Origin of the sequence: Sphingomonas sp. PP-CE-3A-406, assembly GCF_003688625.1 — a bacterium.
Taxonomy (GTDB): domain Bacteria; phylum Pseudomonadota; class Alphaproteobacteria; order Sphingomonadales; family Sphingomonadaceae; genus Sphingomonas.
In genome coordinates this window covers 326109-338198 of sequence record NZ_RCWY01000001.1, presented here as the reverse complement: position 1 = coordinate 338198, position 12090 = coordinate 326109, and the positions used below count along the sequence as shown (strand labels likewise).

The 12090-nt window shown below is 66.4% G+C and carries 7 protein-coding genes; all 7 read right to left on the bottom strand.

The genetic code is table 11. The annotated features are described in order from the left end of the window. Positions 1-69: 69 nt before the first annotated feature. The 7 genes from C8J44_RS01315 to C8J44_RS01285 all read right to left on the bottom strand — a co-directional run bounded on the left by C8J44_RS01315 (position 70) and on the right by C8J44_RS01285 (position 11999). A complete protein-coding gene (locus tag C8J44_RS01315) occupies positions 70-1107 on the bottom strand; it encodes a glycoside hydrolase family 43 protein (RefSeq protein WP_121903059.1) in 1038 nt (345 codons plus the stop codon). After that, the gene (locus tag C8J44_RS01310; RefSeq protein WP_121903058.1) at positions 1104-2450 is read right to left on the bottom strand and encodes a family 43 glycosylhydrolase; all 1347 of its coding nucleotides are present in this window, start codon (positions 2448-2450) and stop codon (positions 1104-1106) included. The genes C8J44_RS01315 and C8J44_RS01310 overlap by 4 nt, the downstream gene beginning before the upstream one ends. Then, positions 2447-3556 (bottom strand): glycoside hydrolase family 43 protein, encoded by a 1110-nt coding sequence (locus tag C8J44_RS01305; RefSeq protein ID WP_220683069.1) that lies wholly within the window; start codon positions 3554-3556, stop codon positions 2447-2449. Before C8J44_RS01305 ends, C8J44_RS01310 begins: the two co-directional genes overlap by 4 nt. Continuing rightward, positions 3557-6757, bottom strand: coding sequence for a glycoside hydrolase family 2 TIM barrel-domain containing protein (locus C8J44_RS01300; protein WP_121903763.1), 3201 nt, complete (start codon positions 6755-6757; stop codon positions 3557-3559). An 84-nt stretch (positions 6758-6841) separates the two neighbouring features. Beyond that, positions 6842-8365: a tryptophan halogenase family protein gene (locus C8J44_RS01295; protein ID WP_121903056.1), complete on the bottom strand. Its 1524-nt coding sequence runs from the start codon at positions 8363-8365 to the stop codon at positions 6842-6844. Beyond that, positions 8362-9084 (bottom strand): DUF6445 family protein, encoded by a 723-nt coding sequence (locus C8J44_RS01290; RefSeq protein WP_147453108.1) that lies wholly within the window; start codon positions 9082-9084, stop codon positions 8362-8364. Before C8J44_RS01290 ends, C8J44_RS01295 begins: the two co-directional genes overlap by 4 nt. A gap of 71 nt (positions 9085-9155) precedes the next feature. Next, positions 9156-11999 (bottom strand): TonB-dependent receptor, encoded by a 2844-nt coding sequence (locus C8J44_RS01285; protein ID WP_259466655.1) that lies wholly within the window; start codon positions 11997-11999, stop codon positions 9156-9158. Positions 12000-12090 lie beyond the last annotated feature (91 nt).

Sequence of the window (12090 nt, the reverse complement as noted above, 5' to 3'; positions counted from 1 at the left end):
CGCATCGCGAAAGCATCCGAGATCTATTCCGTCGACGCAGCGCCTGCTGGTCCTGTAATGGTGACCGCTTCAGCGATGCGTCGGATTGGTCTCGCCATCGAGATCGGTCGCCTCGCGGACGATCGCGACGCGGTCGCCGGCGTCGCGCATGACGTATAGCTTGCCGCGCGCGTTCTTGAAGGGACGGTGCAGCACCATCATCAGCGTCCCGTCGAACCGGCGGAAGAGCATCCCGTGGCCGCTGTCGCGCCGGACCAGCGGATCGAGTTGCTGCCACGGACCCGCAAGCGTCCCGCTGCGCGATCGGGCGAGCCCCTGGACATAGCCGGTGCGGTCGTAGCTCGACCACAGCATCAACAGGCGCCCCGCGCGCGTGCGGAACAGTTCGGGCCCATCGGTGACGCGGATCACGTCGCCCTCGGCCTGCGGCTTGCCATCCGCCCAAGGCGCTGCCGACGCGTGGAACAGCACGCGCGGCGGTCCGCTGGCCGCAAGCCGGTCGTTCAGCGGCACAGCCTCGATCGTGCCGTCGCCGGTCTGCACCCACTCGTGCGCATAGACCATCCAAGGCCGTTTCGCCGGATCGACGTACAGCGAACCGTCAAGCGTCATCGTCTCGCGGTCGACGATCGGCGCGCCGCCACGGACCGGCAGGAACGGGCCCTCGAGCCGGTCCGCCACTGCCAGCGTCGTGCCGCGGCGATGCAGCTTGCGCACGCCCTGCACCTTCAGCGCGGCGGATTCATTGTGATAGGTCGCGAACAGATACCAGCGCCCGCGCCACCGATGCACCTCGGGCGCCCAAGCCCCGTCGTTCGCCCACCCACCGGGCGGGATCACCGACACGATACGCGGCCGCGACCAGTCGCGCAGGTTGCGGCTGGTATAGGCCATGATGCCGATCCGCGGGTCGCCCGACATCTTCGGCTCATTGCGCGTATAGAGATGATAGGTCCGCGTTGCCCGATCCGCGACGATCCAGGGATCGTGGAGCGGCATATCGGGCATCCGCAGCATCGCCGGCTGTGCCCTAGCGACGGGGGCGCTCGATGCGAGTGCGGGCAACGCGAGCGCGAGAGACAGCGCCAACGGCCGGTATCTCGTCATCGGATCGTCCACTCCCAGACGCCCGCACCGGCCGGCACGGTCAGTCTCAGATAGCGGGTCGGTGCGGCGTGGTGCAACACGATCGGCGATCCGCTCGCCGTCGTCCGCGCCAAGCGGCGCCAGGTCCGGCCATCCGCGGAGGCCTCGATCGACAGCGCGTAGCGACGGATCGGATATTCCATCCGCACCAGGCTCTCGCGCACCGTTCGCGCCGACCCGAGATCGGCGACCAGCGTCGCGGGCGCACCCGGCTTGGGTCGCCACAGCGTCGCGTAATTGTCGTCGGCGGCGCGGGCAGGACCGTGCAACGCATCGGCCCCCTCGCCGCGCGCGGTCCAGTGCAGCCCCGCATCGCGGTGCGCGGCGAACCCCTCGACGATCCCGCCGTGGCTCGGCACGACGGTCGCGATCGTCCCGTCGTCGTGGATCGTCAGCGGATCGACCGCGACCTGGCGCAGCACCGCGTCGCCGGGTGGCGGAAACGGCAGGCCCTGGCGGTGATACAGGATGTACGCCTGTCCGCCCGACCGGAAGATCGCATGATGCCCCGGACTGATCACGTCGCGCGCGCGATCGGTCGACAGGATCGGGCTGTTGGCAGCCTCGCGGAACGGCCCGAACGGCGTGTCGCCGATCGCGTACCACACCTTGTACGTGTCCTCGGTCGTCTTCCCGTCGCTATAGGTCAGCGCATAATGCTTCCCCGCGCGGACCATGAACGGCGCCTCGAAATAATGCGGCGGCGTCACGTCCCTCGGCATGCCGTCGAACGTGACCATGTCGGGCTTGAGCTTGACGACGAAGCAATGCCCGTTGGTCCAGTTCCACCCCGAGCCCCAGTAGAGATAGGCCTGGCCGTCGTCGTCGATGAACGCCTCGGCATCGATCATGTGGTAGCGGGGGTCGAACGCCTTGGCGATCAGCGGCTTGCCGCCGTGTGCGTCGCGCCACGGCCCGGCGGGCGACGGCGCGGTACCGACCCAGACCTCGCTGCCGACCGAGACGTACATGAACCAGCGGCCATCGCGCGTCTTCACCACCGACGGCGCCCACACCTTGGAGTCCCCCGAACTCGGGCTCGTCGCGGCGGCCTTGGTCGGCCAGGCGGGGGTCGAGAAGCTCCAGTCGCGTCCGTTGGTCGAGGTCCAGAGCGCGAGGCGGTCGTCGCCCCAAGGGTCGATCGTCGCGAAGATGTACCAGCGGCCGTGGTCGTGGACGATCGAGGGGTCCGCGAAATAGCCCGGTAGCAAGGGATTGCGGTCGCCGGCCGTGTCCCAGCGCGGCGGCGGCGCATCGGCCGCGACGAGCAGCGCGGCGGCGGCGAGCAGAGCGATGCAGATCATGTATCCTCCAGTGTCCAGCGATCGCGCCAGCGCAGGATCGGCCGGTCGCCCTCCCATTCGATCGGCAGCCAGACATAGCGGCCGTCGATCGCGTTCTTCGGACGCCAGATATCCGCCATGAATACGAACCGCTCACGTCCGGTCTTGTCGGGAAGCGGCAGGACGAAGGTGCTTTGCCCGCCGAACGTCGTCGCGACCTGCTCGGGCGTGCCCCGCACCGGGTTGCCGAGCGACGTCCACGGTCCCTCGATCCGGTCGGCGACGAACGACCGCGCCGGGTTGGGCGCCCAACCGGTCAGCCCCGAGGTGATCATGTAGTAGCGCCCCCGCGCACGAAAAATCGCCGGTGCCTCGTTCGCGCCGCCGGGCAGCAACCGCCAATAGCGTCCGTCATGCGCGGTCAGGTCGGACCGCAATCGCGCCGCCTGCAAAGTGCGGTTTTCCTCGGACGCATAGACGTGCCACGCGGTGCCGTCGGCATCGACGAACAGCGTCATGTCGCGCGCCATCTGCCCGCCCGGCCGGTCGCGGACGAGATGGCTGTCGGTGTCCGCCTTGTCCGCGTCGGTCGCGTTGACCGGCCACTGCCCCGGATCGACGCGGCCCGATCGCAGGAAGCGGTACGGCCCGGTCACGCGGTCGGCGACCGCGACGCCGGCGCGCGCGGCTGCATAACCCCGCCCTTTCAGTTCGAGGTGGAACCACATCACGAACCGGCCCGACACCGGATCCCGCAACACCTTGGGCCGCTCGATCACGCAGCCGCGGACGATATCGCTCTTCGGATCGTCCGAGACGGCGAGCGCGATGCCGTCGTCGCGCCAGTCGTAGAGGTTTGCCGAGCTATAGACGTGAACGCCGACCTGCGCGACGTTGCCGCCTTCGCCCGCCGTCTTGTGCTCGCCGAACCAGTACCAGCGATCGCCCTGTCGCAGCAGCCCGCCGCCATGCGCGTTGATGTGCACGCCGCGATCGTCGGGCCACAGCGCGCCCGGTGTGAACGCGTGAGCGGGCGCGCGCGCTAAGGCCGGAATCGAGGCGGCCGCCAGCGTGGCCGCTCCGCCAACGATCAGACTGCGCCGGGTCGGCTCCATCCTGGTCCTCACCTATTCCTCAGAAGTCGCGGTGGCGGGACGCGCCTTGGCGGGCGTCGTCCCCTCGCCGGCAAACGACGCAAGGCGGAAGGCGACGCGCGTCGGCGCCAGCGGCACGCGGTATTTGGGCAGCGGCTTGCCGACCTCGCTCCACTGCGTATCGCCGCCGACGCCCCATTGCGCGCCATCGATCAGCAGCGTCACCTGGCCGTGCGGGACGACGTCGGTGCTCTTCCACGTCCCCGGCACGTGACGATCGAGATCGGCATAGGGGAAGGCGAGCGCGTTGATCATCAACGGCGTCTCGCCGCTGACGCGAAGTCCGCGCCCGGCGCCGCTCAGTTCCATCCAGCGGACGTCGACCTTGTTGCCGGTCTCCTGCGGGCGGATATAGTCGTGGTTCTGCGCCGCGATCGCGCCGCGCCACAAGCCGATCGGCGCCGAGGTCTTGCGGTCGACATAGCTTTCGTGCGGGCCCCGGCCATACCATTCGACGGTCTTGATGTCGGTCGGCATCGCGAACGCCAGCCCGACGCGGAACGGCGGCGGCAGGTCGGTCTTGAGCGGGGTCAGCTGACCTTCGACCGAGACGCTGCCGTCGCGCGCCATCGCATAGGTCGTCACGAACCCGGCCGCGCCGTCGCCCAGGCCATACTCGATCCGCACCGTCGCGGCACCATCCGCAGCCTTGCCGCGGGTGACGCTGCGCACCGTCCGCATCTCGCTCATGCTCTTCCAGACCGCCAGCTGCTTGTCGGTACCGATGCCGATATCGTTGTCGGTTACCGCGCGCCAGAAATGCGGCGCGCCACCGCTCGCGAGCAGCACGCCGTTACGGGCATAGCTGCGGACGAGGCCGGTTTTCCGGTCGATCGCGAGCGTGGCGCTCCCCGCCGACAGCGTAATCGCGCCGCCTGCGTCCTTCACCCCGACGTCGGAGCCTGCGGCCGGTGCAGCGGCAATCGCGGCCGCACCGCCCATCGGGAACTGCTCCCAGCTCACCACATGCCCGGCCGGCACGAGCGGGACCGCATCGGCCTTCGCCGTCGCGCGCACGGTCACGAAATATTCCGAGCCCGGCTTGCGCACGATCGGCCCGAGCGGCAGCGCCACCGCCTGCGTCGCATGCGCGGCGGTGGTCATCGGCGGCAGCGCACCGTGCGCGATCGCTACGCCGTCTTCCTCGACCTCCCAGTCGAACGCAAAGCCCGACAGGTCGCGGAAATCATGTCGGTTGCGGACGGTAACTGTCCCGGTTGTGGCGTCGAACGCCTCGAACCGGATCGGCGCATACACCTTGTCGATCTCGTAGAGCGCCGGATTGGGCGTGCGATCGGACTGGAGCAGGCCGTCGCCGAACTCGATCTCGCCGCCGGGGTTGGGGCCATATTCGCTGCCGTCGCCCCAGTAGCGGCGGCCATCCTTGGTATGGCGATACATCGACTGGTCGACCCAGTCCCACACGAACCCGCCCTGCAGCTTGTCGGGATGCGCGTAGATCGTGTCCCAATATTCGGCGAGATCGCCGCCCGAATTGCCCATCATGTGCCCGTATTCGCACTGGATCATCGGCTGTTTGAAGTTCCAGTTGGTCGCGTAGTCGGCCATCTTCTCGGCGCTGTCGTACATCGGCGCATAGATGTCGGCGTACCAGTTGGGCCGGTGGTCGCTGACCCCGTCCCAGGTGCCCCAGCCCAGATAGCTGATCAGCCGGCCCGGATCGCGCGTCTTCGCGGCGGTCGCGGCGGCGGCGAAATTGGGCCCGATCCCGGCTTCGTTGCCCATCGACCAGAAGATGATCGAGGGATGGTTCTTGTCGCGCTCGACCATGTTGGCGACGCGGCTGACATGCGCGTCCTTCCAGGCAGGATCGAACCCGACCTGCATCGCGGCGCGCTGTTCGGGGTGCTTGTTCGCGTAATCCATGTACGCGTGGCTCTCGATATTGGCCTCGTCCATCACGTACAGGCCGTATTCGTCCGCCAGCGCGTACCAGCGCGGATCGTTTGGATAATGCGACGTCCGCACCGCGTTGATGTTGTTGCGCTTCATCAGTTCGATATCGCGGCGCATCGACGCTTCGGAGATGACGTGGAACGTCTCGGGATCATGCTCGTGACGGTTGACGCCGCGGATGATGATCGGCTTGCCATTGACGCTGACCAGCCCGTTCTTCATCTCGACCGTGCGGAAGCCGATCCGCTGCGGCGTCGCCTGAATGACCTTGCCATCGGCACCGACCAGTTCGACCAGCAGCGTGTAGAGATTGGGCGTCTCCGCCGACCAAGGTTTCACGCCCGGAATGGTGCCGGCGAGAGTCACGGTCCGTTCCGCCGTCCCCCGCGCGACCCGCACGGCCTTCGTCAGCAGCGTGCGATTGCCGTCCATCAGCGTCATGCGCGCGACCAGTGCGGTCGTCGCAGGCGTGACCGCGATCTCGGTCGACAGCACGCCGTCGCGGTATGCCGCATCGAGCCCGGCATGGACGAACAGGTCGCGGATGCGCGCCTTGGGCGCCGCCATCAGATAGACCTCGCGTTCGATCCCCGACACGCGCCAGAAATCCTGATCCTCCAGATAGGACCCGTCGGACCAGCGATGGATCTGGATCGCGACGACGTTGCGGCCCGCGGTCATGAATTTCGTGACGTCGAACTCGCTCGGCAGCTTCGAGTCCTCGGAATAGCCGACCTTCTTGCCGTTCACCCACACGTCGTACGCGGAGCCAGCCGCCCCGATGTGCAGGATCACGTCCTGCCCCGTCCAGCCCGCCGGCAGCGTCACGTCGCGGCGGTACGACCCGACCGGATTGGTCGCATGCGGGATCAGCGGGCGATTGGCCGGAAACGGATAGGTGATGTTGAAATACCGTGCCTGATCATGGCCCTCGGCCTGCCAGTCCGCCGGCACCTTGATATCGACCCAGCGCGACACGTCGTAGGTCGGTTGTTCGAACCCGGCAGGCACAGCATCCGACGATGGCGACAGCGCGAACTTCCACAGTCCGTCGAGGCTCAGGAATCGCGCAGACTTCGCCGGATCGCCCGCCATCGCCGCCGCACGCGTCTCGAACGGAAAGTTGGTCGCGGACGCGGGCATCTTGTTGCGCGAGAAGACCGCGGGGTTTTCCCAGTCGGGACGCGCCGGATCGATCTGCACCGGCTGGACCCGCGGCGCATCCTGCGCGGCGACACCGGCGGTCAACGCAAGCATGCTCGCGCCGATCACTATGCTCGAAACCTTCACCCGTTCCTCCTGTATGATGCGCTCGCACCTTATTTGTCGGACATTATCGCTTTACGTCCGCGACGCAATCGCGCCGGCGCAATGACGCGCGATAAATTCTGCGTGCGGCGGCATCCGCGCCGCCGCCGCCGCGGTCACCGCCGCGATCCGCGCCAGCCGGGCCTGCGCGTCGTCGACCGACAGGCTTGCCGCGAGCGGATCGAACTCCTTGGCGCGAAGCCCCTGCCCGTCCATCACCGCGAGCCAGCTCGTCTTGCTGAATAGGTCGTCGGACTCGCGGAACACGCGTCCGGTCGCCTGGTAGATCCGGATGCGTTCGGCGAGGGTCTCCGGGACCGTCATCGTCCGGACATGATCCCAATAGGGCGTGTCGGCACGCTCGGTCGCATGGAAATGGAGGATGATGAAGTCGCGGATGCTGTCATATTCCGCGGTCATCAGACGGTTGTAGCGGCGGATGTCGGCCGCCTCGAAATCGCGGGTCGGCAGCATCTCCAGCAACCGCGCGATCCCCGCCTGGATCAGATGGATGCTGGTCGATTCGAGCGGCTCGAGGAACCCGCTCGACAGGCCGAGCCCGACGCAGTTCTTGACCCAGAACGCATCGCGGCGACCGGTGCGAAACCGCAGCGTCCGCGGATCGGCAAGCGGTTCGCCGTCGAGGTTGGCGAGCAACGTCGCGGTCGCCTCGTCCTCCGACAGATGAGCGCTGGAGAACACATAGCCATTGCCGGTGCGGTGTTGCAGCGGGATCCGCCACTGCCAGCCCGCCGCGCGTGCGGTCGACCGGGTGAACGGCGTCGGCGGCCCGTTCGACACGGTCGGCACCGCGATCGCGCGATCGTTGGGCAGCCAGTGCGACCAGTCCTCGAAGCCGGTGCCGAGCGTTACGCCCAACAGCAGCGATCGGAACCCCGAGCAGTCGACGAACAGGTCCGCCTCGATCCGCTCGCCCGATGCTAACGTGACGGCCTCGATGAACCCATCGGCTGCTCTTAGCGCAACGTCGACGACGCGCCCTTCGCGCCGCACGACGCCGGCCGCTTCGGCATGCGTGCGGAGAAACCGCGCATACAGCGACGCATCGAAGTGGAATGCGTAGCCGATCCGGTGCAGCGGCGTGTTCCCGCCATCGGTCAGCGGCCGCATGAACCGGCCGTCCTTCGCGGCCTGTGCGCAGATCGAGTACGCCTCCAGCGGATCGGCCAGGCCTTGCGTGCGAAGCCGGTGCCACAATCCTTCGAACGGGACCGCGCCGATATCGGTGCCGTAGACGCCGAACGGATGGAAATAGCGCGTGCCCGGCCGCAGCCAGTCGACGAACTCGATCCCGAGCTTGAAGCTGCCCATCGTCGCCTTGACGAAGGCATCCTCGTCGATCCCGAGCAGCGCATTGAACGCCTGGATCGGCGGGATCGTCGCCTCGCCGACGCCGACGGTGCCGATCTCCTCGGATTCGACCAGCGTGATCGCGACATTGTGCGTGCCGAGCACCCGCGCCAACGCCGCCGCCGCCATCCATCCCGCGGTACCGCCCCCGATGATCGCGATGCTGCGCAAGGCCCGGTCGCTCATGCCGCGCTCCGGCCCGTGAGAAAGAGATTGCCGGTGAGGCGCCCGCGTCGCGGATCCGCCGCAGTGGCATCGACCGTAGCGATCAGCCCCGAATGCAGCAGCGCGGCGCGGTAGAGGATCAGCCGGTCGGGCCTCGCCGCGACATCGTGGATCCGCGCGAACAACGAATCGTCGATCGCGCCGGGATAGCCGGTGGGGAGGTTGGCCGGGTCGGCCATCTCGCGGTCCAGCGCGGACTGATACCCCGCCGCCCGCGCCGCATCGACGGTTTCGAACCCGGTGTCGCGATGGCGAAAGAAACCCGTACCGCCGTGCCGTTCGCCGCACAGATAATGCACCGTTGCGAACTGGAGCCGGTCGACCGCATCGACGTGCGGCACGCGCTGATCCGGCGTCAGCGCGGTCGGATCGGTCGTCACGAGCGAGAAATTGCCGCGCGCCCGCACCGGCATCACAGCGCCGACGCCGAAATACTCCGCGATCAACGGCAGGACGAGGCGCACCATCCGGTCGATATAGTCGGCGGGGGCTGGCCCGAGCAGCCCCGGATAGCCGATACCGACCGACGCCGCGCCCGCGAATGTCGAGCGTGTCGCGGCATAGTCGACCAGGCCGTCGACGTTTCCCAACGCGCGATCGACGACGACCACGGGTTCGCGCTCGTTTCCGATATACTGGACCGACACATTGTGGTCCGCGGTCCTTTGCTGGATCGTCATGACCGAATTCATATCCGAAAAAATACCGGCGTGGCAGGGGAACGCCACGCCGGCAGAGGGGGACGGGAAGGTCAGTAGGTGGCGCGCAACGAGAAGCCGAAGCGGCGATCGTTGAGCGTGTATTGCAGCGGTTGGCTGGTCGTGCCGATGTACGTCACGTTCATCCGATTGGTCAGGTTCACCGCATCCACCGAGAAGGCGAAATGTTCGTTGATGTTGTAGCTGATCGAGCTGTCGAGCGAAGCATAGGGCTTCTGGAACTGCGGTATGCCGTTCGCGCCGCTGCCCGACGTCGTGTCAAGATACTTGCCGCGCCAGCTCCACGCCAGACGCGCGGTGATCGGCCCCTTCTCGTACAAACCGACCAGATTGTAGCTGTGCTTCGAGAGCTTCTCGAGCGGCACCTGCGTCGGGATCGCCGAGCCGGTGGTTGCGAACGGGTTCGAAACGCTGCTGTCGACGAAGGTGTAATTGGCCTGGATTCCGAGGCCCTTCAACGCGCCCGGCAGGAAGTCGAAGAACTGCTGATAGGCGGTCTCGAAGCCCTTGATGTTACCCTTGCCCGTGTTGACCGTCGTGCCGATGTCGTAGGCGGTGCCGTTGAACGTCTGGACGACCGTGCCGCCCGCGAGGAACCCGTCGACCTTCTTGTAGAACGCCCCGAACGTGAACGAGCCGGTCGGCGCGAAATACCATTCGAGCGTGCCGTCGAAATTGGTCGAGGTGATCGGCTTCAGATACGGATTGCCCGAGCCACCGCTGGGTCGGCCCGTGATCGGGCTCACAACCGTTGCGGCGTTAAGCGTGACGTTGGTCGACAGCTGATCGAAATTCGGCCGCGCGAACGATTTGCTGAAGGCGAAACGCGCCTGCAGCTTCTCGGTCAGATGCGCGCGCAAATTGAAGCTCGGCAGCGCCTTGGTGTATTGGCGGTTCACTTCGAGCGGCGCGAGCGTCCCGTCGCTGTTGAAGACCGTCCCCTGCGATCCGGTCTTGGTCTGCACCACACGCACACCTGCCGTGCCGTCGATCTTGAGCCCGGCGATCGCAGTCTCGTAGTCCGCCATCACGTAACCGGCGACGCTGCGCTCGGTCTGGTGATTGAGATCGCCGGGGGTGAACGCGGTCTTCGACGTGCCGCCGAACAGCGCTTCGGTCTTGGTGATGCTGTCGAACAATCCGCTGCCCGCAGCAAAGCTAGGATACACGATCCCGCCCGGCAGCGTCTTGCCATCGAAGAAGTTTTTCGAAGGCCCGCCCATCGTCAATTCGGGGTGCGCAGAGACCGGAACGAACGGAATGCCAGCAGCCGACGAGCAGCTCGGATTAGGACCGGTCGGCAGCAGGCAATAGGCATTCCACGTGCCACGCAGGTCGACGGTGCTGTCGGCATACCGCGCGCCAACGCGCAGCTTTTGCAGCACGCTGCCCTCGACGTCATATTCAAGGTCGTATTGCAGCGCGAGCTGGTCGGCATCGTTCCGCGTGATCGAATCCGCGATATAGGTGAAGGCATAGTTGTTCGGATCCGACAGCAACGCGGGGTTGCGCACGTTCCACACCGGACGAGATCCGCGCAGATCGAAATCGACGATGCTCTGGTTCTTGGCCGAATACGGGGTCTGCCCGGTCTGGTCGTACAGCGAGACGACGAACCCGTTGCGATCGGCATCGTAGGACGACTTCAAATACTGCGCATCGAACTTCATGTGCAGCCGGTCGGTGACATCCCACTTAGCATTCAGCGTATAGTTGCCCGTCGTGTTCGTCAGATCCTGATCGTACCGCGCCGATTCGAACACCTGGTTCGACAGCGAGCCGGACGTTGCATAGCCGGCCGAATCGAACGTAAACGCCGCGCCGTCGGTCGGCGTCGTTGCCGTATTGCCGTTGTTGTTGAAGTAATAATATTTGCCCTGACGGGCGAACTTGTACCGCGAGTAGAGCGCCTGCGCCGTCAACAGGAAGTTGGGCGCGGCCTGCCACTGGAACGCGCCGGCGATGCCTAGTCGATTGCGGTTGCCACCATCGTCGTAGATCTGCTCGCCGAACGGCACCTGCGCATTGGCGGGGGCGCCGGGAATATTGCTGGTCTTCGGGACGGGACCGAACTGGCCGATCAGCAACGCGTCCTGGCGATAGGCGCTCTTCGCATAACTGGCGTTGAGCAGGATGCCCATCTCGCCGACGCCGGTCTGGAAGCGGTTGCTGTATAGCGCCGACCCCGACCCACCGAACTTGTCGGCACGGTCGTAATAATTGCCCTTCAGCGTGGCGCTGACCAACTGGCCCGGCGAATCGAACGGCAGGCGCGTGCGGATGTTGACGACGCCGGCGACGTCACCCTCGATCGTCGACGAGGGCGGGTTCTTGAACACGTCGATACCCGACAGCAATTCCGGCGGCACCGCTTCGAGGTCGAGCGTACGACCGCCCGACGCGGAGATCGCCGCGCGGCCATCGATGAAGTTGCTGACCTGTGTGAGACCACGGACGGTGATCGCCGGCTGCGTGCGGTGATCGAAATCGGTCGCGCCTTCGCCGTAGCGGCGCTGGATCTGGACGCCGGTGATCCGCTGCAATGCCTCGACCGTGTTGGCATCGGGAAGCTTGCCGATATCCTGCGCGTTGACCGAGTCGACGATCTGGTCGGACTTCCGCTTGATCGCCTGCGCGGACCGAAGGCTCTCGCGAACGCCGGTCACGACGATGTCGTCGTTCGAGACGCCCTGCGCGGCGGCCTGATCGGCATTGAGCGTGCCACGCTGTTGGTCGGAGGAGGTCTGCGCGGGAAACGGCGGCGGCACGGGCGCGGGGGCAGTCTGCGCGAACGCCGGCATGGCGGCAGGCATCGCGATGCCCGCGATCACGACCAGCGATCCGCCAATCAGCATGCGCGTACGAAACGGAACCATGAACGATCCTCCCCATCAATGTGTTGCCGTCACGTCGAGGGCCGAAACCCTGCTTGTCGGTCTGTTGTCTGACTTATTACCAACTTGGTAT

Excerpts from the sequence above, each read along its gene's own strand:
- C8J44_RS01310 (WP_121903058.1), bottom strand. The coding sequence starts at position 2,450 with ATGATCTGCATCGCTCTGCTCGCCGCCGCCGCGCTGCTCGTCGCGGCC.
- C8J44_RS01285 (WP_259466655.1), bottom strand. The coding sequence starts at position 11,999 with ATGGTTCCGTTTCGTACGCGCATGCTGATTGGCGGATCGCTGGTCGTG.
- C8J44_RS01300 (WP_121903763.1), bottom strand. The coding sequence starts at position 6,757 with ATGCTTGCGTTGACCGCCGGTGTCGCCGCGCAGGATGCGCCGCGGGTC.
- C8J44_RS01295 (WP_121903056.1), bottom strand. The coding sequence starts at position 8,365 with ATGAGCGACCGGGCCTTGCGCAGCATCGCGATCATCGGGGGCGGTACC.
- C8J44_RS01290 (WP_147453108.1), bottom strand. The coding sequence starts at position 9,084 with ATGACGATCCAGCAAAGGACCGCGGACCACAATGTGTCGGTCCAGTAT.
- C8J44_RS01315 (WP_121903059.1), bottom strand. The coding sequence starts at position 1,107 with ATGACGAGATACCGGCCGTTGGCGCTGTCTCTCGCGCTCGCGTTGCCC.